The 24866-nt window shown below is 47.8% G+C and carries 20 protein-coding genes; 11 read left to right on the top strand and 9 right to left on the bottom strand.

Going from position 1 to position 24866, the window contains the following annotated elements:
- Positions 1 to 118: 118 nt before the first annotated feature.
- Positions 119 to 1357 carry an MFS transporter gene (locus ACO0K3_RS07500; protein WP_422983340.1) on the top strand — a complete coding sequence of 413 codons (1239 nt, stop codon included), beginning with the start codon at positions 119 to 121 and terminating at the stop codon, positions 1355 to 1357.
- Positions 1358 to 1582: 225 nt separating this feature from the next.
- On the top strand, positions 1583 to 2716 hold the full coding sequence (locus tag ACO0K3_RS07495) for an ABC transporter substrate-binding protein (RefSeq protein ID WP_422983338.1): 1134 nt from the start codon (positions 1583 to 1585) through the stop codon (positions 2714 to 2716).
- Positions 2717 to 2803: 87 nt separating this feature from the next.
- Here the strand turns inward: ACO0K3_RS07495 and ACO0K3_RS07490 are convergent, their stop codons facing one another.
- Complete coding sequence (locus ACO0K3_RS07490; protein ID WP_422959827.1) at positions 2804 to 3085, bottom strand: hypothetical protein; 282 nt, start codon at positions 3083 to 3085, stop codon at positions 2804 to 2806.
- Positions 3086 to 3233: 148 nt separating this feature from the next.
- On the opposite strand from ACO0K3_RS07490, the gene ACO0K3_RS07485 reads away from it, so the two are divergent.
- A complete protein-coding gene (locus ACO0K3_RS07485) occupies positions 3234 to 3890 on the top strand; it encodes a DUF2726 domain-containing protein (RefSeq protein WP_422983336.1) in 657 nt (218 codons plus the stop codon).
- 37 nt (positions 3891 to 3927) lie between these two features.
- On the opposite strand, the gene ACO0K3_RS07480 is transcribed toward ACO0K3_RS07485, so the two are convergent.
- A complete protein-coding gene (locus ACO0K3_RS07480) occupies positions 3928 to 5064 on the bottom strand; it encodes a hypothetical protein (RefSeq protein ID WP_422983334.1) in 1137 nt (378 codons plus the stop codon).
- Between the two features lie 316 nt (positions 5065 to 5380).
- Here ACO0K3_RS07480 and ACO0K3_RS07475 point away from each other — a divergent pair, with 316 nt between their 5' ends.
- The 3 genes from ACO0K3_RS07475 to ACO0K3_RS07465 all read left to right on the top strand — a co-directional run bounded on the left by ACO0K3_RS07475 (position 5381) and on the right by ACO0K3_RS07465 (position 8878).
- Positions 5381 to 5788 (top strand): VOC family protein, encoded by a 408-nt coding sequence (locus ACO0K3_RS07475; protein ID WP_422983332.1) that lies wholly within the window; start codon positions 5381 to 5383, stop codon positions 5786 to 5788.
- 98 nt (positions 5789 to 5886) lie between these two features.
- Positions 5887 to 7713, top strand: coding sequence for a DUF885 domain-containing protein (locus tag ACO0K3_RS07470; protein ID WP_422983330.1), 1827 nt, complete (start codon positions 5887 to 5889; stop codon positions 7711 to 7713).
- Between the two features lie 286 nt (positions 7714 to 7999).
- On the top strand, positions 8000 to 8878 hold the full coding sequence (locus tag ACO0K3_RS07465) for an HDOD domain-containing protein (protein ID WP_422984031.1): 879 nt from the start codon (positions 8000 to 8002) through the stop codon (positions 8876 to 8878).
- A gap of 110 nt (positions 8879 to 8988) precedes the next feature.
- Here ACO0K3_RS07465 and ACO0K3_RS07460 read toward each other — a convergent pair whose 3' ends face one another.
- The 6 genes from ACO0K3_RS07460 to prpB all read right to left on the bottom strand — a co-directional run bounded on the left by ACO0K3_RS07460 (position 8989) and on the right by prpB (position 18262).
- Positions 8989 to 9462, bottom strand: coding sequence for a cache domain-containing protein (locus ACO0K3_RS07460; RefSeq protein ID WP_422983328.1), 474 nt, complete (start codon positions 9460 to 9462; stop codon positions 8989 to 8991).
- Positions 9463 to 9614: 152 nt separating this feature from the next.
- On the bottom strand, positions 9615 to 11504 hold the full coding sequence (locus ACO0K3_RS07455; RefSeq protein WP_422983326.1) for a propionate--CoA ligase: 1890 nt from the start codon (positions 11502 to 11504) through the stop codon (positions 9615 to 9617).
- A gap of 433 nt (positions 11505 to 11937) precedes the next feature.
- Entirely contained in the window at positions 11938 to 13128 is a 1191-nt protein-coding gene (gene prpF / locus ACO0K3_RS07450) for a 2-methylaconitate cis-trans isomerase PrpF (protein WP_422983324.1), read from the bottom strand.
- A 65-nt stretch (positions 13129 to 13193) separates the two neighbouring features.
- Positions 13194 to 15785: a Fe/S-dependent 2-methylisocitrate dehydratase AcnD gene (acnD, locus tag ACO0K3_RS07445; protein WP_422983322.1), complete on the bottom strand. Its 2592-nt coding sequence runs from the start codon at positions 15783 to 15785 to the stop codon at positions 13194 to 13196.
- 281 nt (positions 15786 to 16066) lie between these two features.
- Positions 16067 to 17218 carry a bifunctional 2-methylcitrate synthase/citrate synthase gene (prpC, locus tag ACO0K3_RS07440; protein ID WP_422983320.1) on the bottom strand — a complete coding sequence of 384 codons (1152 nt, stop codon included), beginning with the start codon at positions 17216 to 17218 and terminating at the stop codon, positions 16067 to 16069.
- Between the two features lie 153 nt (positions 17219 to 17371).
- The gene (prpB, locus tag ACO0K3_RS07435; RefSeq protein WP_422983318.1) at positions 17372 to 18262 is read right to left on the bottom strand and encodes a methylisocitrate lyase; all 891 of its coding nucleotides are present in this window, start codon (positions 18260 to 18262) and stop codon (positions 17372 to 17374) included.
- 327 nt (positions 18263 to 18589) lie between these two features.
- Here prpB and prpR point away from each other — a divergent pair, with 327 nt between their 5' ends.
- From prpR to ACO0K3_RS07415, 4 genes are read left to right on the top strand one after another with little or no spacing between them, the layout of a single operon-like run.
- Positions 18590 to 20236, top strand: coding sequence for a propionate catabolism operon regulatory protein PrpR (gene prpR / locus ACO0K3_RS07430; protein ID WP_422983316.1), 1647 nt, complete (start codon positions 18590 to 18592; stop codon positions 20234 to 20236).
- A 54-nt stretch (positions 20237 to 20290) separates the two neighbouring features.
- Positions 20291 to 20671 carry a response regulator transcription factor gene (locus ACO0K3_RS07425; protein WP_422983314.1) on the top strand — a complete coding sequence of 127 codons (381 nt, stop codon included), beginning with the start codon at positions 20291 to 20293 and terminating at the stop codon, positions 20669 to 20671.
- Complete coding sequence (locus ACO0K3_RS07420) at positions 20672 to 21283, top strand: chemotaxis protein CheX (protein ID WP_422983312.1); 612 nt, start codon at positions 20672 to 20674, stop codon at positions 21281 to 21283.
- Positions 21283 to 22281, top strand: coding sequence for a diguanylate cyclase (locus tag ACO0K3_RS07415; RefSeq protein WP_422983310.1), 999 nt, complete (start codon positions 21283 to 21285; stop codon positions 22279 to 22281). The genes ACO0K3_RS07420 and ACO0K3_RS07415 overlap by 1 nt, the downstream gene beginning before the upstream one ends.
- Positions 22282 to 22335: 54 nt before the next feature.
- Here ACO0K3_RS07415 and ACO0K3_RS07410 read toward each other — a convergent pair whose 3' ends face one another.
- On the bottom strand, positions 22336 to 23793 hold the full coding sequence (locus ACO0K3_RS07410) for an esterase/lipase family protein (protein ID WP_422983308.1): 1458 nt from the start codon (positions 23791 to 23793) through the stop codon (positions 22336 to 22338).
- Positions 23794 to 23993: 200 nt separating this feature from the next.
- On the opposite strand from ACO0K3_RS07410, the gene ACO0K3_RS07405 reads away from it, so the two are divergent.
- Positions 23994 to 24860: a putative selenate ABC transporter substrate-binding protein gene (locus tag ACO0K3_RS07405; RefSeq protein ID WP_422983306.1), complete on the top strand. Its 867-nt coding sequence runs from the start codon at positions 23994 to 23996 to the stop codon at positions 24858 to 24860.
- The last annotated feature ends 6 nt before the right edge of the window (positions 24861 to 24866 follow it).

Below are 24866 nucleotides of genomic sequence, written 5' to 3'. Positions count from 1 at the left end.
CCCTGTGTCTGATGAAGCAAATCAACTTAAGCAGTTAAGTATTTTTTTGATTGTCCTCATGCTCCCAAAAATCGGCGTGCCATAGTGCCGGTATTCAGGCCTCATTCGTTGTTTTTACATGCAAACCAAAGCCAGATCGTTCAATTCCGTTTTTAATTCTTATCTGATCTATGTCGGTGTGGCGCTGGCATCGGCAGGTGTGGCCTTATATACACCATTGATCGTCTCAGAAACCGGTAAAGCTTTTTCAGGAACCTGGGCTGCATCGATATTATTTGGTTTAAATCTGGGACGCGTCATTGGTTCACATCTGGGTAGCCGTTACCCTGGCCTGGCAAATCACCCGTTCGCCGTGACAGGCAATATTCTGCTTGAGGGCATCGCCTTGTATTGCATGGCTTACCTGCAACAAGCATGGGCACTGGCGTTGTTCGCCTTACTGGCTGGACTGGGAAGTGGCTTATCTTTTCCCGGGCTCAAAAATTATTTACTCAAACTAAAAGAACTCGATCAGGCCTCTCTGTTCAGTCGCTTGGCTTTCGCAATCCGCATGGGACTAGTATTAGGTTATCTGATTGCTGGCTGGGTACCTAATCACAGTTTAAAAATTGTATTCCTGATCGTGCTCATCAGTTTTATCGCGTATGCGATCTTCATGCTCTACGCAATGCGGGCAATCGCTCGCCATGAAACCGACAGCAATGCCGCACTGGCTATGCAGCAATTAACCGAAAACACGACAACAAGCGAGGATCGCGCAATGACAGGGCAAACACCACCCGTCAGTTTGCCCACCTTGTTTTTCGTGTCGAACGCGGTGTTCTGGTGCTTTGCCGTACAACCGATGATCGGGTTTAGCTTGCACATCCCGAAATACACGCCTGAAATTCCGGTATCGACGCCGTTCTGGTTGGCCGCACTGGTCATCATTTTTTTCCAGATTCCGGTATCAAAACGAGCCGTTCGGACACTGGAACATTTTCGTTTTCTACAAATCGGCTACGCCTGTCTGTTCGTTAGCTTTGTGTTAATGGTCGTCGCAGGCAATCATGGGGTCGCGGTCATCGCATCCGCCATCTTGCTCTCATTTGGTCAGGTATTTTACGGTCCATCATTTGATGTACTGATTGCCCGCCATGCGAATCAATCATCGGAAGATACGGGCAAGCTGATGTCGCAACAAATTTTTTATCAAAGCATGGGAACGATGATCGGTAGTCTGGCAGGCGGTGTCTTATTCGATCTAGCACAAACACTGCATATGCCCTCTCTTAACTGGCTGCTATTAAGTGCGGGCAGCTTATGGATGATGATACTCAGTAAAAATAAAATTCCCAATCTATATCGTCGAGCATAAATAATTATACGAACTACAATACTTCTATCAACCTTATTATTTATCAATAGCCATTCACGTTTGCGTCACATACAGACCATAGGTAAGTCACCTGTAGGTCACATATTGGCCCTAGAATCAGTCCGAATTGTTGCATTGCAGAATTTTTCTGCAACCAATCCTTGCTTTGCCAGTCGAAGTGCCGGCACCAATGTTTTACCTTATTTTCAATTACACAACACCACAATGAAATCTATATCCCTATTGCTCACCAGCTTCTGTTTGCTTCTCAGCACAATCGTGCATGCCGAAACAGGCGTGAGCAGCAAGTCTATTTTGATCGGACAATCCGCAGCACTAACAGGTCCGGCGCAACAACTTGGAACAGAAATGCGCGATGGTGCGCAAGCCTATTTTGACCACATCAATGCGCAAGGCGGTGTGGCAGGTCGTCAAATCGTTTTAAAAACACTCGATGACGGTTACGAAGCAGATCGTGCAACGTCGAACACCAGACAATTAATTGATGTTGAAGGCGTGTTTTCTTTATTCGGCTATGTCGGCACGCCCACCTCCAATGCAGCGTTACCACTGGTGACCAAAGCAGAGATTCCATTTTTTGCAGCCTTTACCGGCGCGCAATCATTGCGTGAGCCACTGAATCGGAATGTATTCAACATACGCGCCAGCTATTTTGAAGAAACAGAAAAAATCGTGCAGCACATCACGACACTGTCGATCTCTCGTATCGCCGTGTTTTATCAAAACGACGCTTATGGTAAAGCGGGCTTGGAAGGTGTTACACGCGCCATGAAAAAGCGCAATATTGAAGTCATCGGTATCGCCACGGTAGAACGCAACAGCGTTGATGTGGCGCAAGCAGTCGCACAGATCAAACTCGCCAAACCTCAAGCAGTGATCATGATCTCGGCGTACAAATCCTGCGCTGCCTTTATCAAAGACATGCTGAAAGATACGGTCGGCGCACCGATTTTCTGGAATATTTCTTTCGTTGGCAGTCAAGCTTTATCCAAAGAACTTGGCAAGGATGGCCGGGGCGTCATGATCTCGCAAGTCGTACCGGCACCATGGGATGACATTCACCCTATCATCAAGGAATACAAAAGCCTTTACCTAAGCAAACCTGGACGCGAAGTAGGCTTTGTCAGTCTCGAAGGCTTTATCGCCGCGAAAGTCTTTGTGGAAGGCTTAAAACGCGCTGGCAGTAATCTGACGCGTGAAAGTTTTGTACGCAGTCTGGAATCAATGTCGAATTATGATGCCGGCGGCTTTCAGGTGAAGTACAGTCCGTCGAATCACAACGGGTCCCACTTTGTTGACCTAACGGTGATTGGCAAAGATGGCAAATTCATGCGCTAAGCGCTGATGCAGCAGATGTAAAAAAACCGGCTTGACCCATACGGTAAAGCCGGTTTTTTTACATCTGTCTACATATGATTTACTTCATCAGGCAAAACTGAAAATCGCATCACAGCCCTCTCTTGTCTCTTCTATCCCGTCGAGCTCGTCACTCATTTCAAGATCGAACAATTCTTCGATCGCATTCATATAACTATTGACTCGCGTCGCCCCTATCAAGCGATAGATATCACCAGCTTCGTTACGGATACCAATAATCATTTTCTCTTCTTTGACAATATCCACACTGACTTGCGTGAGTAAGAGATTGCCAATAATTTGTTTGTCGATTTTCGCGACGGCTTTGCCAGGGATGAGTGCGGTTTTCAAGAGTGCTCCAGATTGTTACAGATAATTGATAAATGAATAATTATTGAAAAATAAATGATTGCTGTGAATTTACTAACATTATCCGCGTTTTTCACGCAAAGACGTGTTAGCATTTAAGCATCTATCTAAAAACACTTTTGTGCTTCACATGATTAACCAATTTTTCGACGTTCCAGGCAAGGTTTTCGTACTTTTTGTTGTTGCTTTGTTGCTTATCGGCATTGCACTCAAAGCCACGAAATCTAAGCCGAAAAGAAGGCGTTCGCACTATAAACCCGTTGCACTGATGACGCCGAACGAAGTGGAATTCTTTGGCCGTCTTTGCCGCTCGCTGCCTGGTGTGCACGTATTCCCTCAAGTCGCCATGGCGGCACTGATCGCACCGGTCGACAGCTTTCAGGAAAACCGCTACGCATATTGGAAAATCAATGAAAAACGGGTTGATTATGCAATCTATAGCAAAACGATGGAATTGATCTGCATTATCGAGCTGGATGATCGTATGCATAATGCGGAAAAAGATAAGGAGCGGGATCAACTGACGCGCAGCGCGGGCGTATCTACCTTGCGCTGGCAATCTCGCGCCAAACCGTCAGAACTGGAAATTTTTCAGGCGGTGAATCAATTACCTCACATGGTGAATAATCCACTGCAACCGATAGAACGCAAGCCTCGCCCGTCATCACGAGCGCGGCAAGACAGGCCAAGGCAATCGCCTTCACGTGAGTCACTGCCAAGTTATGCCACGTCATCCCATGCACGACATGAATCGCCCGCACCAATGTCTTTATCAGAGGATGCCTAAATATTGAGAATACTGGGAATATTAAAAATTGCGAAACTCAGGCGATCAGATCAATCTGCTGCAAACTACCGATTTTACCTTCTTCCGACAGCCATAATCCAGATGATACCAACTGCCCCTGAGAGTGATTTTGCGCATTTTTAATCGAAAACGGTGTGCTGGCATTACCAAGGAAGAGTGCGCCGACATCGGCCTGCTTGAGCGTGCTCAGCTTATCCTTACCACTGGCGTCTTTAGTCCATACGCGAAGCTGCTGAAATGCAGGATCCGCCTCATCAATCCAGCCATTGCCGTCGCTATCTAAAGCTTTAAGCTCATTGAATCCGCTCCCGGTCGCGGGGCCAAATAACTCACTGCCATCGTTAATTTTGCCATCACCGTTTTTATCCAGCGCCAGAAAACCAGCTCCCTGAACAAACGAAATCGACTCTTTGATACCGTCGGCATTCAAGTCAAACGAAAATTTCTGCGAAGTCAGTTGTGCCGAATTAGCAGAAAAATTAATGACAAGCGGATCAATTTTTTTACCGTCGCCAGCCTGCACGCTGACATTACTCTCCTCGTGATAACTGCGTTGTAATTGAATGCTGAGCTTAAATTTAATTTCCTGATTATCCGCAGTATGAATGAGGCCTGTGGCTTGAAACGAGGTTTGTTCTGTCTCGGTGTAGGAGCTCTGACGCTGGTACTCCAGACCCCATCCTGCATTCCGGGATGGTGCTGAAGATGGAACATGAGCACTGCCAAACGCACCATCAGAGGCATCATCGGAGATAATCGACGGCACCTTGCTTGTGTTCTCTGAGGACGCCAGATCCGAAGCATGGAATAAATTAATTTTCCGGCCTGTCAAACGCTCGATCAGGCTAATGATCAATCGTAATTTTGGATCATTCTCTACGGCAGCATTTGCTTGTTCAATCGCTTGCGCCTCGTCGGCAGCATCGCCATGCTTAACTGAGGAGAAGGAAGTCTGGTCTTTCGCCAGCGCTATACGGCCAGCATCAGAAAGTTGTACGGTGCTGCCTGATTCATTGAAGTCCAAGGGAGTTCTTGGATTATCAAAATTAGGCCGCTGGCGCCCAACCCAGGCACGGGTGCTCTCATGAACATCGAGCTGAGAGGAACTCGCAGAGCTGGATGCCAGCAAAATATCGGATGATGTAATGATCATGGTGGACTCCCATGCCAGAAGAAATACAGAACATCTTTATATCGACCAATTTTCAAAAAAACTTAATCCGTTTTTTAGAACTCTCCGGCAGTTCTATCTTGTTAAAACGTACTATTTATAAGCTTCCTGGCTCATTATCGTTTTGCAGGACAAGTCATTCCAACGCCTCGCTGAGACTACATTACTTGTTGGAATTTACCCAAATTACAAGCTGTACGGTCATCTTTGCATAGGCTAATGATATGATGAAATGCCGTCATCTGAAAACTTTCAGGCGTGACGGCAACTCCCTCTCATACAAACTAAAGAGACCACGATGGAACTCAATACCTATCTGACTTTTAACAATAATTGCGAAGCTGCATTTCGTTTTTATGAACAACGTCTTGGTGGAAAAATCGAGGCATTTCATCGTTTTGGTGACTCACCGATGGCAGACCAATGTCCGCCTGAGGCAGCGCAACTGATCATGCATGTCAGCATGTTTATCAATGGCCGGACCCTGATGGGCTCCGACAATATGCCAGGCCATCCGTATGAAGGCATGAAAGGATTTTCTTTGTCACTGAATACCAAAGATGTAGCGGAAGCAGAGCGGCTATTTGCCGCATTATCAGAGCAGGCTATAAAGATCATCATGCCGCTTGAAAAAACATTCTGGGCTCAGCGGTTTGGAATGCTAGTCGATCAGTTCGGTACACCGTGGATGGTTAACTGCGAATAAATCTATTTTTTCTTGTTCTCTTCACCTGTTTTTTTCAATCCTTGCTCTTCAATTTTTGTTCGTATTTTTATTCATATTTTTTAACCAGGATGTATTTCATGCGCAAGTCTGTATCACTGACGACACTCGTTTTTTCACTGGGTTTATTTAGTAGTGCATTTGCAGTAACGCCCCTTGTTTTCGCTGCTGTAAATGAGCTGGGCAATAGTTCAGTCAGCGTTAAAGTGGCAGGCAAACAACTTAGCGTTCTGGCCGAAAATTATTACAATCAGGTCGCCCGTTTTGAGCCTCTGATGGCAACCGGGAATGGCGATAATCGCTTTGACGATCAGTTGCCGATGACACTAGTACCTGCCGTCAGAGCACGTGAAATAACGATGTATAACAAGGTCGCAAAAGAACTCCTTCACATTAACCGCACTGCACTTAGCACCGCGGACCAGGTTACTTACGACTGCCTCAATTACGACGTTCAATCGGCGTTAGCGATGTTCGCTTTTAATGAGCGCTTGATGCCACTGAATCAGATGGATAGTGTGCCGGTCATCTTAGCTAATTTTGCGAGTGGACAAAGTTCTCAGGCGTTACAAACACCAGTGCAATACGACATGTATCTAAAACGGGTCGCTCAATTACCGGCCTGGATAAATCAAGCCATCATCAATATGCGTGAAGGAATGCGACAAGGGATTGTGTTGCCGCGGTCGCTAGTCCTGTCGACCCTACCTCAGTTAAATGCGCTAGTTACTGCGCATGCTGAGGATCATGCGTATTACACTCCGGTCAAAAATTTCCCGGCTGACTTTCGTGAGGCAGATAAAGCTCGTTTAACGGCAGCATATCGTGACACGATTACACAAAAAGCTTTGCCTGCTTTGCGCAAGCTCAATACCTTTATGCAGACAGACTATCTTGCCGCCAGCCGCAATAGCTCTGGACTCGGAGTCTTACCAAATGGAACAAAATGGTATCAGGCACTGGTACGCGATCAGACAACAACCTCCCTCGATCCCGAAACCATTCACGCGATAGGACTTAAAGAAGTCGCCCGTATTCAAAATGAATTTGTTTTGCTTGGACCAAGATTAGGCTATAGCGGCGATCCGAAAGGTTTACCTGCATGGATCGATACACAAAGCCAATATCGCCCGTTTAAAACCGAGGCGGAAATACTAGCTGAATATCGTCGCATCGACACTGTGATTCGAGGCAAATTACCAGAGCTCTTCGGTAAGATTCCCAAGGCACCACTGGATATACGTCCAGAACCCGAAATCAGCAGGCAGACTGCCTCAGATCACTACTCGGCACCAGCTATCGACGGCTCACGTCCCGGTGTATTCTGGGCAGTCATCAATGATCCAGCGCAATACGCAACGACTGGAATGACGACATTATTCCTGCATGAGGGACAGCCGGGTCATCATTTCCATCTGGCGTTTTTACAAGAGCTCGATATTCCGAAGTTTCGCAAATTTGGCGGTAATAACGCCTACACCGAGGGATGGGCTCTCTACGCAGAGACATTGGGTAAAGAAATGGGAGTATTTGACGATCCGAACGCGTATCTCGGTCATTTGACAGATGAGCTACTGCGCGCCTCCAGACTGGTAGTAGATACTGGCCTCCACGCCAAGGGCTGGACACGTGAAGAAACAATTAAATACCTTCAAGCAACATTGGGGTATGATGAAGCAACTGCTCGCAACGCAACCGAACGTTATATGGCCTGGCCAGGTCAGGCATTGGGATATAAGATAGGTTCACTGAAAATAATGGAACTCAGGCAACGTGCCATGACCCAGCTGGGGACAAAATTCAATTTACGCCAGTTTCATGACGCGATTTTAAGTGATGGAACGCTACCACTCGCTTTGCTGGAAGCCAAAATCGACAAATGGATCACAGAACAGCAGAAGTTGTAGAATGTTTTGCAATAAGTTACAACAAATAGCAATAATCACCATACTCATTGACCTGCAACTACAAGTCGCTCAGAATGAGATGGTGATGAGTCAGTTGCACAATTAGTTGAATAATCAACTACGCACCTGACAGCCTAGTAGCTGGTCAGTTAGCTCGAAATGTGATGGCGTAATTTTATTGATGAAACAACGCAAGATGTCATAAATGCGCGTTTGAATTCTCAGTGGAATAACAGGTCCGGCCATGCCGGTGTATATGTCTATCAATGCCAATATGAATTCTGCCATGGATAAAACGGAAGCTCTCAATAGTATCGTTGCCGAGGCCAATCGGGGAGAGTTGGTATTCTCCACCAATGTGACGGCGTCCCTTAAAATTCAGCAGGCATTAGATGCGCCTGATTGCAGCACCGATACCGCAGCCAAGCTAGTCATGAATGAGCCTTTGCTGTCAGCCCGTGTCGTCGCCATCGCCAATTCGGTTGCCTACAACCGCGGCAATGATGTCACGAACGTCAAATCGGCAATTGCCAGACTTGGTTTCCGCACGTTGCGCTCAATTGTCGCGACCCTGGTCGTACGCCAGCTCGCCGGTGCCAGCAAGAATCCGGAAACCCGCGCCAAGGCCAATCAGCTTTGGGAACATACCGCTCAGGTCGCCGCACTCTCGCAAGTCATTGCCCGTCGCATTACCAAACTCGATCCGGACACCGCCATGTTCGCCGGTATTGTGCATGAAGTTGGTGGCTTTTATTTGTTATCAAGAGTCGAAGAATTTCCCTGCTTACTCGATAACAAACCAGATCCTTTAGCTAGCGACCTGCCTGCTTTTTCAGATACGATTATTGAATCGACAGAAGAAACGCCTGAGACCATCATCGGTCGAGTTGTTTTAAAGAACCTGATGTTGCCACAACCGGTATTGGATGCGGTAGAAGCGCTCTGGTTCGGCCTACGCGCTATGCCACCAGAGACACTCGGTGATACCCTGTTACTGGCAAATGAACTCGCTTCCATCCGCTCACCACTCGAAATGCGCTTTGAAACTGAGCCAAATCAATATGCGTCAGAAATCGATTTCGTCGTCGGCGATGGTACGTTAAACAGCATTCTAGAAGAATCGGAAGAAGAGGTCAGATCCTTGACTGCTGCCTTGTTAGCCTGACATTTTTACTGGTAATGACGGATATTATTTACGTTTTCTCGAAAAAAAACCTCCAGCGCCTGGAGGTTTTTTTATGTCACACGACGATCTGATTCGGTTATTCAGTCAGGTTATTTAACCAGATAAGTTCCGACACAAACCATAGTCTCACCCTCACCTTTTTCGCAATATGACTTTTTCAGCTCGTATTCAGTAGTATTGGGATTAGTGAATTTGTATGGCCCATACCAACCCTTTTGCTTGTCCTTTACCACGTTGATCATTCCTTGGATGAAGGCGTTGCCGTCAACATCTTTCAAACCAACGAGATTTTTTCCAACCATCTTGGGATTGGCACCCTGAGCTAAACAGTTACCCTTAAAGTCATAGACGAAAATATACAAATCCCTGTCTTTAAATGCACCGCCCGGATGTTCTGTAAACGTCGCATAAGCCTTCTCAGCGCCCGCGGACTTGATCAATGCCACGGCCTTTTTTACCATCGCCTCAGCTTCGGGTTCAGAGCCGCGGTCTGCTGCCATAACTGAACTAGCGAACAAGACATTAAGTGCAATGCATGCAACTACTTTGGACAAAGTTTTCATGTCTACCTCTTTAGTATATGAATGGTGTCTAAGTATTGACTTTCAGTTGCTAGTAATCAAGAGAACTAATGTTAAATTCTGTCAATTTGCAAACATAGTCCCTCATATCCTGCGATATTTCTGCAATGCACAAAATACCAGGGCACAGTTAATCAACATTGCAGTGCCAGCTTAATTTGCTGTAAAGAACCCGGATCTTCAATCGTGGTCAAGTCACCTGCATCACGTCCTTCGCAAATCGCCTGAATCGAACGACGTAACAATTTCCCGGACCGTGTTTTAGGCAAGGTACTCACAAAATGAACGCGTGACGGACGCGCTACTGCGCCTAATTGCTTATCCACGACGGCCATGACTTCCGCTTCTAGCGCGCGTTTCGCTTCATCATTATTAAGTAAATCAGGATGCTTCAAAATAGCAAAGGCAACCGCAACCTGCCCCTTCAGTTTGTCCTCGACGCCTACCACAGCTACCTCCGATACTTGTGGATGACTTGAGATACTTTCTTCAATCTCGCGGGTACCAAGTCGGTGACCAGCAACATTAATCACGTCATCGGTACGTCCAAGAATAAAATAATAACCATCGGCATCTTTGATGCCCCAGTCAAACGTCGAATACAACTGTGCATGCGCGAAATTGCTCCAGTACGTTTGTACAAAGCGCTGATCATCACCGTAGACTGTTTGCATACATCCCGGCGGTAACGGTCCTTTGATTGCGACGACACCTTTTTCATTGGCAGCACACTCTTCACCTGTCGATTCATTGATAATCTGGACGTCATAGCCATACATCGCCACACCCGGACTACCCAAGCGGGTAGCTTTGTCCTCAATACCGCGAGCAATGGATAAAATTGGCCAGCCTGTTTCTGTCTGCCAGTAATTATCAATAATCGGCACGCCAAGCTCAGTCGCAATCCAGCTGGACGTAGTCTCATCAAGCGGCTCGCCCGCAAGATATAAGGCCTTCAACGAAGATAAATCATATTTTTTCATCAGCTCTGGCGGGTGTTTTTTAAGAACGCGAATCGCCGTAGGCGCAGAAAACATACGTGTCACTTGATATTTCTCAACGATGCTCCACCAAATTCCAGCGTCAGGACGAACCGGCGTTCCTTCATACATGATCGTCGCCATACCGGCAATCAGTGGTCCGTACACGATGTAAGAGTGCCCGACAACCCATCCGATATCAGAGGTAGCGAAATAGGTTTCCCCGGGATTGCCGCAATAAATATGCTTCATTGACGATGCCAAAGCAACCGCATAGCCTCCGACATCTCGCTGCACTCCTTTTGGTTTGCCGGTTGTGCCCGAGGTGTACAAGATATATGAAATCGCATTCGATTCCAGCCAAGTAACCGGTACCACCGCATGCAAATACTGTTCGCGTAAACTCGCGTAATCGACGTCCCGTCCCACCACCAGATTCATCGGATCCAGGCCACGGTTCACGAGCAAGACATGTTGTGGCTGATGCACTGCAGTCGTAATCGCCTCGTCCAGCAAAGGCTTATATGGTACGGCCTTGCCGCCTCGCATACCAGCATCCGCCGACACGATCAGAACGGGTTGCGCATCATCGATCCGGGTTGCCAGGCTCTTCGCTGCAAAACCACCGAACACAACGGAATGTACAGCGCCAATTCTGGCACAAGCGAGCATGGCAAATGCGGCCTCCGCAATCATCGGCATATAGATCAAGACCCGGTCACCCTGCTTTACACCTAACGACAACATCATCGCCGCCATGCGCTGCACTTCTGCTTGTAATTCAGCGAAGCTAAATACTTTCTCGGAATTGGTTTCTGTGGAAATGGCAATCAATGCCGGTTTATCCGCTTGCGTTGCAACCCAGCGATCAACTGCATTGTGACAAAGATTGGTCTTGCCACCGACGAACCATTTTGCAAAAGGTGGACGAGTGTAATCAAGGACTTGCGTGTACGGCTCCGCCCAGTCGATCAGTTGCGCTTCTTTATCCCAAAAGGTATAGGGATTGTTGATCGATTTTTTATAGAAGTCTGCGAAATTCATAGTGTCTCCAACTGAGGATGTGTACGTCAAATGTGCGTCAAAACTGGGATTATCAAATTAATGTCCAAATTGATGCAAAAAATTGAAACGACTTTATTTCTTATTTTTCTCGCCCTCGTCTACTAAGGCTACTAAGACTACTAAGGCTTTATTTTTTAATTTCAAAAATGAATGACCTCAGCAAAGAAATTCTTCAATCATTACTGCCATCCGCCACCTGCAGTGTAGGGTAAACAAAATTCGAGGCACAGCAATTCCCTCACCGCAGTGCACTCACATTGCGGTGTATCAAATTCTGCATCGTTCGGAGCGGATTAAAAAAGCTGGCGTCTGTTATGTAGTATTGCCATTATTGGCCAAGAGCTTCCATAAGACGGTCAACAGTTCAGAGACTTGCTCTGTTTTGATAAACCGTCATAGCAGCCAAGTCACATCAAAATACATCACCGGGTATACGTACCCAACCCTCCATCAAGATACGCGCACTGCGGCTCATGATGGCCTTCTTCACCACCCAGTCTCCATTGACCTGAGTTGCTTCAGCACCGACGCGTAAAGTGCCTGATGGATGGCCGAAACGCACGGCCGTCCGGTCGCCACCACCAGCAGCAAGATTGACTAACGTGCCAGGTATAGCAGCGGCAGTACCAATCGCCACTGCGGCGGTACCCATCATCGCGTGATGTAATTTGCCCATCGACATCGCTCGTACTAACAAATCGATATCGGCAGCCGCGACTTGTTTGCCGCTAGATGACACATAGTCAGCAGGCTGAGCGACAAAGGCGACCTTCGGTGTGTGCTGGCGACTCGCCGCTTCGTCGATATGTTTGATGAGTCCCATACGGACTGCGCCGTAGGCACGTATGGTTTCAAATTTTGCTATTGCGACAGGATCGCTATTGATCGCATCTTGCAACTCGGCTCCGGTGTAACCGATAGCTTCTGCGTTCACGAAGATAGTCGGAATACCGGCATTGATCATCGTCGCTTTGAGGATGCCGACACCTGGCACATCCAGATCATCGACCAGATTCCCCGTCGGGAACATAGAACCACCAGCGCCGTCCTCATCCGCCGCCGGATCCATAAATTCTAGCTGTACTTCTGCTGCCGGAAAGGTCACACCGTCAAGTTCAAAATCGCCGGTCTCTTGCACTTCACCATTGGTAATCGGTACATGCGCGATGATAGTCTTGGCGATATTCGCTTGCCAAATACGGATCACAGCAACACCGTTTTGTGGAATGCGACTTACGTCGACCAATCCTGCACTAATCGCAAAGGAACCAACCGCCGCAGACAGATTGCCGCAGTTGCCACTCCAGTCAACAAAGGCTTTATCGATCGCGACCTGACCGAACAGGTAATCTACATCGTGATCCGCTTTGGTACTTTTGGAGAGGATGACTGTCTTGCTGGTACTCGATGTCGCACCGCCCATCCCGTCAATTTGCTTGCCGTAAGGATCAGGACTACCGATGACGCGTAAGAGTAAAGCATCACGCGCTGCACCGGGGACTTGCGCTACTGCGGGCAAATCCTGCAAACGAAAAAAGACACCCTTGCTGGTGCCGCCACGAATATAGGTCGCGGGGATTTTGATTTGTGGAACGTGGGTCATGCTGATTCCTATTGATCTTTACGACATTTAATACGGAGGGGTGCGCATGGCATACCCTAAGCTTCTTAGATCGCCTTTGTTGATTCTAGAAAGTCCTGAGCAAAGCGTTGCAATACACCGCCCGCTTCGTAAATCGATACTTCTTCCGCTGTATCCAGGCGACAAGTCATCGGTACTTCGACACGTTCGCCATTTTTACGGTTGATCACCAACGTCAAGGTCGCACGAGGTGTACGCTGACCAATGACATCGAAGGTTTCAGTGCCATCAATTTGCAAAGTCAGGCGATTGACACCCGGTTTAAATTCCAATGGCAATACACCCATCCCAACCAGATTAGTTCGATGAATACGTTCGAAACCTTCTGCCGCAATCGCTTCTACACCGGCCAGACGCACGCCTTTCGCCGCCCAGTCACGTGAGGAACCTTGTCCATAATCCGCCCCTGCGACGATGATCAGTGGCTGCTTACGCTCCATGTAGGTTTCTATCGCCTCCCACATGCGGGTGACTTTGCCTTCTGGTTCAATGCGTGCTAATGAACCGGCTTTGACCTTGCCGTCTTCCAGCACCATTTCATTCTTCAATGTCGGGTTCGCAAAGGTGGCGCGCTGTGCTGTCAGATGATCGCCGCGGTGCGTTGCATAGGAATTGAAATCCTCTTCCGGCAAACCCATTTTTGCGAGATAAGCGCCAGCGGCGCTGTCCAGCATAATGGCGTTCGATGGTGACAAATGATCGGTCGTAATATTGTCGCCCAAGACGGCCAATGCACGCATCGCCCTCATGGTGCGCGGTGCAGCGAGCGCACCTTCCCAATACGGCGGACGGCGGATATAGGTAGTTTGTGGACGCCAGTCATACAGCGGAGTAAGCTTTTCACCATTGTCTGCCTGAATCGCAAACATGGGCTCATAGACTTTACGGAACTGCTCGGGCTTGACACTGGATTTGACGATAGCGTCAATTTCTTCATCGCTCGGCCAGATATCTTTCAAACGAATTTCTTTGCCATCGACCACAGTCAACACATCTTTTTCAATATCAAAACGCACGGTACCGGCAATTGCATATGCCACAACTAAAGGAGGTGAAGCAAGGAAGGCTTGCTTTGCATATGGATGGATACGTCCATCAAAATTACGATTACCCGACAATACCGCAGTCGCATATAAATCGCGGTCAATAATCTCTTGTTGAATGACAGGATCCAGAGCACCCGACATACCATTGCAAGAAGTACAGGCATAGGCCACAACGCCAAAACCGAGTCTCTCCAAGTCACCCATCAAGCCGGCTTCTTCCAGATACAAAGTCACTGCTTTAGAACCCGGCGCGAGCGAAGATTTGACCCAAGGCTTACGCGTTAATCCAAGCTTGTTGGCATTGCGCGCCAGTAAAGCAGCTGCGATCACATTACGTGGGTTACTAGTATTGGTGCAACTGGTAATTGCAGCGATGATGACTGCGCCATCCGGCATCTGTCCTGGTACATCATCCCATTTACCTGCGATACCTTTGCTTGCCAGATCAGCAGTGGCAACGCGTGCATGCGGATTGGAGGGACCGGCCATATTACGTACTACGGAAGACAGATCAAATTTCAGTACCCGCTCATACTCAGCGGTCTTCAAGCTATCTGCCCACAAGCCGGTGTGCTTGGCATACGTCTCTACCAGTTTGACTTGCGCATCTTCACGGCCAGTCAGTTTCAGATAATCGATCGTTTGTTGGTCGATAGAAAACATCGCTGCAGTCGCGCCATATTCCGGTGCCATGTTGGAAATCGTTGCACGATCACCGAGAGTTAATGCAGCAGCGCCTTCGCCATAAAATTCGAGATACGCGCCAACCACTTTTTGTTTACGCAAAAACTCCGTCATCGCCAGCACGACGTCGGTCGCAGTAATATTGGGCTGCGGACGACCAGACAGTTCTACGCCGATAATGTCTGGTAAACGCATCCACGATGCACGGCCAAGCATAACGTTTTCTGCTTCTAAACCGCCAACACCGATCGCCAGTACACCCAAGGCGTCCACGTGTGGTGTGTGACTGTCAGTACCGACTAGCGTGTCGGGGAAAGCCACGCCATCTTTGATCTGAATCACCGGCGACATGCGCTCCAGATTGATCTGATGCATGATGCCATTACCCGGTGGGATCACATCGACATTCTTGAACGCTTTTTTTGTCCAGTTGATGAAGTCGAAACGATCTTCATTACGACGGTCTTCAATCGCACGATTTTTATTGAAAGCATCGGGATCAAAACCGCCACACTCCACTGCCAGCGAATGATCAACGATCAATTGCACTGGTACCACAGGGTTGACCTGAGCTGGATCACCACCCTGATCCGCAATCGCGTCACGCAAACCAGCCAGGTCAACCAATGCTGTTTGTCCGAGAATATCGTGACACACCACACGTGCCGGAAACCACGGAAAATCCAGATCACGTTTACGCTCAATGAATTGCTTCAATGAGTCGGTCAGAGTCGCCGGATCGCAACGACGCACTAGATTCTCGGCGAGGACACGAGACGTGTATGGCAACTTATCATACGCACCAGGCGTAATCGCATCGACTGCGGCACGGGTATCAAAATAATCCAGCGCAGTGCCTGGGAGTTGTTTGCGGAATTGGGTATTCATTATATTGTCCAAATTAATCAATCAAGACCTCTCAACACAGAGGCACAGAGACACAAAGGAAGAGCAAAAGAAAATCCACTTACTTCTAGAACGATCTTTTTAAATTAGGACTTGCGCAAAATGAAGAGCTATTTACTGCCACTCATATTGAATTGGAAGGCCGGATAAAAAAGCTCAAGCCCCCGCCTCAGAGCAACAGTAAATCAGTCCTTTTCTCTGCTTTTGTTGTTCCTCTGTGTCTCCGTGACTCTGTGGTGAGAGGTTTTGAATACATTCACAATTTACTTACGGTCTTTCAGCACCACAAATTGCAAATCTTCAGGCCCGACATAATTCGCACTTGGACGAATGATCTTGTTGTCGATACGCTGTTCAATGATGTGTGCTGCCCAGCCGGAAGTGCGAGCAATGACGAACAAGGGTGTAAACATGGCAGTTGGCACGCCCATCATGTGATACGACACGGCAGAGAACCAGTCCAGATTCGGGAACATTTTTTTGATATCCCACATCACTGTTTCTAAGCGTTCAGCAATATCAAACATTTTGGTAGAGCCTGCTTCAACTGACAACTGACGTGCGACTTCTTTGATGACCTTGTTACGGGGATCAGACACGGTATAGACCGGATGTCCAAAACCAATCACCACTTCTTTATTTTCTACCCGCTTTTTGATGTCCGCTTCTGCTTCATCCGGATTGTCGTAACGCTTCTGAATTTCAAACGCGACTTCATTTGCACCGCCGTGTTTTGGTCCGCGCAAAGCACCAATGCCGCCTGTGATAGCGGAATGGATATCAGAGCCTGTACCAGCGATCACGCGGCAGGTAAATGTGGACGCGTTGAACTCGTGTTCTGCATATAAAATCAGCGAGGTATGCATGGCTTTTTCCCATGATGCGCTTGGCTTTTGACCATGCAACAGATGCAGGAAATGTCCACCGATAGAATCATCATCCGTCTCGACATCAATCCGTTTACCATTGTGGCTGAAGTGGTACCAGTACAGCAGTATGGAGCCAAGAGATGCCATTAACTGGTCGGCGATATCACGCGCGCCTGGCGTATTGTGATCCTCTTTTTCTGGCAAGGTGCAACCCAAAACCGAGACGCCCGTGCGCATCACATCCATAGGATGAGCGGACGCTGGCAAAGCTTCCAGCGCTGCTTTCATATTGGCGGGCAAACCGCGCAAGGATTTCAGCTTGTTTTTATACGCTTTAAGTTCAGCGATATTAGGCAATTTGCCGTGCACCAGCAGATGCGCGATTTCTTCAAATTCGCAGGCATCTGCAACGTCCAGAATGTCATAACCACGATAGTGCAAATCGTTACCAGTTTTGCCAACGCTACACAGCGCGGTGTTACCGGCAGCAACACCTGACAAGGCAACGGATTTTTTTGGTTTAAAAGGAACGGCAGCTTCAGTCATGTGATTCTCCTTTGTGAGACTTGTTCGATTAAGAACATACTCTTACCCAGTATTTTTCAAAACACCAATCAATGCGTGCGGAATTGGCTAGTTTTTAATAAAAAAATGGGGAGTATGTTATTTTTAGTAAATAATTAAATTCTATGATGCGTTTTATTTAGATTTTTGCTGAGCAAATAGAGCATCCAGCTTTTGCTCAAAATCGTGATAATTGATGCGCTCATACAATTCCATGCGTGTCTGCATCGTATCGACGACCGCTTTTTGCGAGCCGTCACGACGAATCGCGGTGTATACATTTTCTGCCGCCTTATTCATGGCACGGAAAGCAGACAATGGATATAACACCAGACCGACATCGACTGCAGCCAGTTCTTCCACGCTGTACAAAGGTGTTGCACCGAATTCAGTAATGTTCGCCAGGATAGGGACTTTGACCGCGTTTGCGAATTGCTTGTACATCGCAAGCTCTGTAATCGCCTCCGGAAAAATCATGTCCGCACCGGCCTCGACACACATTTGCGCACGTTCAATCGCCGCATCCAGCCCTTCGACTGCCAAAGCGTCAGTGCGCGCCATAATCACGAAGCTGTCGTCGGTACGCGCATCAACGGCAGCTTTGATGCGATCGACCATTTCTGACTTGCTGACGATTTCTTTGCCAGGACGATGACCGCAGCGCTTTGCGCCAACCTGATCTTCGATGTGCATCGCCGCGGCGCCAAACTTGATCATGGATTTAACCGTACGTGCCACGTTAAAGGCAGAAGAACCGAAACCGGTGTCCACATCGACCAGCAAAGGCAGATCGCACACATCGGTAATCCGTCGTACATCGGTCAACACATCGTCGAGATTAGAAATACCCAGATCTGGCAAACCCAGAGAACCGGCAGCGACGCCACCACCGGACAAGTAGATCGCTTTAAAACCGGCACGTTTTGCCAGCAAAGCGTGATTCGCATTGATCGCACCAACCAATTGCAAGGGCGATTCTTCTTGCATGGCTTTACGGAACGCAGCACCTGCGGAGAGTTGACTCATATTCTTACCTTTCAAAATAGGGTTTTGCTGCGTAAGCCTGTTGCAATCAGCGTGCCAGTTTTACAAAGACATCATCACTGCTGTAAAAATATGAGGTGGATCAAGGACTTAAGCACGTCATCTGGATGATACTGAGGGAAAACAGTTCGCTATTGACTGACTTTTGTTTCATAATGACGTTTAGTTCGAAACATTTTTTGAAACAATGAAACGATCAACATAGAAATTTGAAACATTCTCAACCTCACTTTGCCAGAGAAGTTCGCTTTAACCATCGCAAGCATCTTTAGCCTCACCTCCCAAAAAACACTTCACCTCAGACCAATCATGCGACCTCAAGCACCGATCCCTCGCGACGCCAATGACAAACCCGTCATCTGGACGGTATCCATCTCGCGATTATTCGACTTATTTCGCGACATCATGGTCGAATATGACGCCAGTGCGACGATTGAACCCATTCACATGGGCTTTGAAGAAGCTGCACAACATCTGCGCGAACGCCTGCAAACCGAACGCTGCGATGCGGTGATTGCTGCGGGATCCAATGGCGCGTATCTCAAAAACCGTTTGCCCGTCCCTGTCGTGATCGCGAAGGCCAGCGGCTTCGATGTCATGCAGGCACTCGCCAGAGCGCGCCGGGTCTCGCCAGACATTGGCCTGATCACGTATCAGGAGACAATGCCGGAACTGGTCGACTTTAAAAATACCTTTGGCTTCAAGCTCGAGCAACGGACTTATGTCACGGAAGAAGATGCCCGCGCGCAAATCAGTGAACTCAAGGCTAAGGGTATTAAAGCCATCGTTGGTGCAGGCTTGATTACCGATCTGGCAGAGGAAGCCGGGTTGACGGGTATTTTCATGTATTCCGCAGAATCGATACGTCAATCATTTGAAGATGCGATGGAAATCGCCCGCTTAACACGCCTGGAGTCCGCACGCGGGCGCCATCATCCCGCCGCTGAATCGCTACGGGCGCGGCATGGTCTGGCTGATTTACGGGGTGAGTCCCCTGCCATGCAAAGCATGCGGCAATCAATCATGCTGTTCGCCCGTTCCCCGGCGACGGTGCTGATACAAGGTGAAACCGGTACCGGCAAGGAACTGGCGGCACAAGCCATGCATAAAGAAAGTCCACGCGCACGTCACCCTTTTGTCGCCGTTAACTGCGGTGCGATTGCCGAATCGTTGCTGGAATCGGAGTTATTTGGTTATGAGGACGGCGCGTTCACCGGATCCCGGCGTGGCGGTCATGCCGGCTTATTCGAGGCAGCGCATCGTGGCACCTTATTTCTGGATGAAATCGGCGAAATGCCTTTAAGCCTGCAAACCCGGCTACTACGCGTCCTGGAAGAAAGAGAAGTCGTAAGGGTTGGTGGAGTCCGCCCTATTCCTGTTGATGTCAGGATTATCAGTGCGACGCACTGCGACCTCGATGCACGTATCGGCGAGAATCGCTTCAGGTCAGACTTGTTTTATCGGCTGGCTGTACTACGCTTACAGCTACCGCCGTTACGTGAGCGCAAAGAGGACTTGATGCCATTAGCAGAATGGTGCATCAAGCATGCGCTGGCATCTTTGGGAAGCCGTCCCCATGCCAATCTGCATGCCGAGGTTCTCGCCTGCGGCACACTGCTGGCGCAATATCACTGGCCCGGCAACGTCAGAGAATTGCGCAATATGATGGAACGCTTAGCCTTATTCCTGGCGGCTGAACCACTGCAGGCACTGACCACCAGCCTACTAATAAAAATTGCACCAGAAATCTTAACAAGCAAACAAGAAAATACGAATTTGCCAGGAAAAAAGAATCCAGATATCGGTGAACGGAATCTAAAAGCTGATGCAGCTGATATTTCCTTATGGCAAGTTATGGAGCAATTTAAACACAATCGCGATGATGTCGCCCGGCATTTAGGTATTAGCCGAACCACGTTGTGGCGGAAGTTAAAGAATGTAAACAAGGTGTTTTAGAAATTCCTTTCAGTTAAAATCAATCAACATAAAAACAACCAAGATGAAATCGCAATGAGCCAAGATCAAATACAAAAAAAACTCCTGATCGTCGATGACAGCAAAGTCTCTCGCATGGTTATACGCGCTCACATCAAAAGCAAACACGATGACTGGGAGATTCTCGAGGCGTCGAATGGCGACGAGGCAATCGGTCTTGCGGATAAAGAAAGTCCCGATTTTTGCACAATGGATATCAACATGCCAGGCATGCTGGGAACCGACGCTGCTGAAATCATATTGGGCAAACACCCGGACATACGCATCGTGATTTTTTCAGCCAATATTCAAGAAACTTTTCAAAATCGTTCGAATAAACTCGGAGCCACTTTTGTTGCGAAACCGGTTACCGAAAAATCGATCGCCCTGGCGCTGGCGCATTTCTTAGGAAACTAAGTGAACTCTCTTACCGAATTACATCTCGACGCTCTCAGCGAAGTTTTTAATATCGGCGCTGGACGAGCGGCGGCCAGCCTGAGTGAAATCGTTGGCGATGAAGTGAAGTTGTCGGTTCCTAAAGTCGAAGTCAGAAAAACCTCCGAAATCAGCGCCTCGGTTTTATCATTTGAAGGTGACCGGTTTGGCGCAGTCATGCAACAGTTCACCGGCCCTTTCGATGCCGAAGCCTTACTATTATTTACCGAAGATCATGCGCTTGAAATTGTAAGAGACATGATGAGTTCGCAAATGAGTATTGAAGAGCTGGCCGAATTCGAGCAGGAAGCCATGTGCGAATTAGGCAATATTATTTTGAATGCCTGCCTGTCTGCCGTGGCAGATATGCTGGATATTTCATTTAATAGTTCATTGCCAAATTACACCGTCGCATCAGCAGACGAATTATTTAAACGCATAGGACAGACGTCTGACCATCCATATATCTTAGTGTTACATATCGACCTGGCAATAGAAAAACGTCACTCTGAAGGTCATCTGATCTTTTTACTGAGCTCTGCGTCGTTGAAAAATCTTGTACAACAAATTGATCGTTTTTTAGGCAATATTTAATGAAGCATCCAGAGAAATTGACCAGCGAGAAGGCTGGCCAAATCTTTAACGCCATCAATATGGGGCTCATACTGATTGATGCAAATGAACACATCTTGATGTGGAATGACTGGATGGTCAAACACAGCATGATCGATACCGGGACTGCATTACAGAAAAAAATCTCAGATGTATTTAGCGACAAGCCCACCACGGCGTTTATGACCTCGCTACGCAATACGATCAATTACGGCTTACCTGCAGTCCTCTCCAATGCCTTACATCGTTCACCTTTACCACTCTTCGACCCCAGTGAATTGAGCGAGGATCGGGGCCGGATGCATCAGTCGATCACGATCACACCAATCTCTGCCAGTCCCGATGAAACGCATTGTCTGATTCAGATCATGGATTCAAGCGCGTCAATCAAACGTGAAAAAATGTTGCGGTCTCATTCAGAAATTCTGAAAAAAGAAGCGACTACCGACAGTCTGACCGGCATTTATAATCGCCGATTTTTTGATGAACATTTCAAGATGGCGATGGGCCACTCAAAGCGGCAAAAACTCCCGCTCTCGGTCTTTATGGTAGACATCGATTTTTTCAAGCAATACAACGATTATTACGGTCATGTTGCTGGCGATAAAACCCTAGTTAAAGTAGCGCAGACTCTGAAAGCGCAATTAGTCAGAGCAACTGACATCGTTGCCCGTTATGGCGGTGAAGAGTTCATTCTGATGCTGCCAAATATGCCGGAAGATCTCGCTATGCAGTTCGCCGAAAAATTACGCGCAGCAGTCTGGGAAACCGCAATACCTCATCTTAAATCCCGAATCAGCGAGCAAATCAGTGTCAGCATAGGAGTCAGTACCTATCTGTTAGAAGAAGATATCGCTATCCATCATTTGTTAGAAGCTGCAGATACAGCGCTGTACAAAGCAAAGCAAAATGGCCGTAACGGCTGCTGTTACCTGAACGCAAAGTCCATCGCTGATCTGGCAACATTAAACAAAGCCTGAGGCCAGCCACCCCCAGTATGATCAAATCATGACCGAATCATGCTCATGAGTGATCTAAGCAAGTTTAGTCAGCTTGAAGACATTAGTATTGGGAATACGCGGAATAATAATTTGCAAGAAATGTGTTGAATTCCGCTTCAGCCATCGCTGCTGATTCTCGCTTAAGAAATGCAGCGGAATCTGCATCGCAGACCCCACTTTCTCCCGCTCAAAATAATTGATATTGTTACCCGGCGATGCTGCCGAGATCGACATATACAATACCTGCTCAGTTCCTTTTGGCAGCAAGGGGTAGTAGCCTTCCATCAGGTCTGTACGGTCAAAATACAAATTCCTTAATGCCGGATTTTGCGAATTAGTTTTTACATCCTCAATGACATTGGCATGCAGGTAGACATTAGCATCTGTGTTATTGCGTTTAGTATCGGCAAAAAATTCCAGAAAATAATCCGTTACTGGCTTACCCTGATCATCGACGACATTGCAGTTTACTTGCAGGTATTGATGAAAAAACTCCGGTTCCTCCGTCGTAGTTTTACTCAGCGCCGCAGTTGCCTCACTAAGATCGTGCCATTGCGTTTGTAATAACTGGTAGGCCGGAAAACTGTCACATCCCAATGCCTGCAAGATCACTTGTCCCAATTGCGCCAGTTGTTCCGGCGTCTCCGCAATATCCTCATGATTCGATGTCTCTGCGCGATCAGGATCGATAATCGAGCCATGTGTACGCGTCGGCAGAACAGCTAATGGAATATCGCTCTGTAAGCGGCTTACCCAGTTAGTGATCGCCCTTGTTGAATCCTGCTCACGAAAATCAATCGTCACACCTTGCGCATTCAAGTTCGCGGCACATGCTCTGACGGTGCCATCGGCACCGTTCTCGTTCACAATCTGGCGCAACAGGCTCGCATAAGGGTGGGTACCGACAATCACAAATGGCCAGACCTTATCGTCCCCATAAAATTGCACGGGATTAGCCGCATCCAGTGCCTCCGGACCAACCAGAATATCGCGTTGCGCCAGCTCCCACTGGTAGGGTGAGGCCAGTTCAAGATCATTTAACATCGACTTACCAGTCTGAAACCAGTTGTTATATCCCTTCACTACCCGCCCTAAAAAACTCTTGCCAGTTGCCGCAAGCTTAGAACCGTAATTCGCCGGTGCTAGCATGACCAGGCGTTTCATCGGACACTGTTCAGCGCGCCCTTTGTAATGAGTCGTCAGCCACTCGCGGGCGACCAGCCCGCCGGTACTATGCACAATCACATCAAAACTCGCTGCCAGCTCACCGGTTCGCATCAACTCGTCAATCACTTCGGCCATACGCTTACCAACGTCTGCGACACGCACATCGTCATCCATAGAAATATAGTCCCCGAGCCAGAGCTGTTTGGCCTGATAGTTATTTTTTTCGAGGAATTCTGCAAGAGTATGAAAAGACTTGGACGTATCGCTCCAGCCGTGAATAATGAGTACCTGACGTTGGGCAGTGTTAACGAGGTTTGCAGGCATGAAAGCTCTCCTGTTTTAAATAGTTATCTGATTCAAACATAATAGTCAATTTGCATGACTTTTGTTTAACTTTTTTAAGATTCCTTTATTCCCGTCTACTTTCACCCAGCTCGTTCAGAATGACCCAGAAGTATTTGTCTTTGCATTCACTGTCTTTCCAGTCAAAATACGCGTTCTCTTCCCCTATCAGGAACATCACCATGCGCTTCTCCCCTGCCCGCCGTTTATTTCATACTTTAGCTACTGCCGGATTACTGTCACTCTCCAGCCTCAGTCTTGCTCAACAGGTGTTGCGCGTCTCGGCGATTCCCGATGAGGCACCGACAGAATTGCAGCGTAAATTCAAACCTTTAGGTGTTTATCTGGAAAAAAAATTAGGAATGAAGGTCGAATTCACGCCGGTCACAGATTACGCGGCATCGGTTGAAGGATTAATCAACAACAAACTCGATATGGTGTGGTTCGGCGGTTTTACTTTTATTCAGGCTAAGGTGCGTAGCAAAGATCAGGTAATCCCTCTGGTGCAGCGGGAAGAAGACGAAAAATTTAAATCGGTATTCATCACGACGAAAACGGACATCAATAAATTGGATGATTTAAAAGGTAAGACATTTACCTTCGGTTCTGAATCATCAACCTCCGGTCATCTGATGCCGCGCTCCTATTTGCTCTCAGCAAAAATCAATCCTGATACCGATTTAAAACGCATCGCCTTCTCAGGCGCGCATGACGCTACCGTGGCTGCGGTAGCGGGGGGCAAAGTCGATGCCGGTGCGTTGAATATCTCTGTCTGGGAAAAACTGGTCGCGCAAAACAAAGTCGACACGAAGCAAGTCCGCGTGTTCTATACCACGCCTGGCTACTTTGATTACAACTGGACAGTACGCGCTGATATGCCTGCGGAATTACGGAAAAAAATTACTGATGCCTTCCTGTCACTGGATGCCAGCAAGCCTGAAGACAAAGAGATCCTGGATCTGCAACGTACTAGTCGCTTCATTACCACCAAGGCAGATAACTACAAAGCGATTGAGGCTGCTGCACACAATGCAGGCTTGTTGAAATAAGGCGAC

Source organism: Undibacterium sp. Rencai35W (assembly GCF_049340185.1).
Taxonomy (GTDB): Bacteria; Pseudomonadota; Gammaproteobacteria; order Burkholderiales; family Burkholderiaceae_D; genus Undibacterium.
The sequence above is the reverse complement of the archived record's forward strand: the minus strand, read 5'-3'. Positions and strand labels throughout refer to the sequence as shown.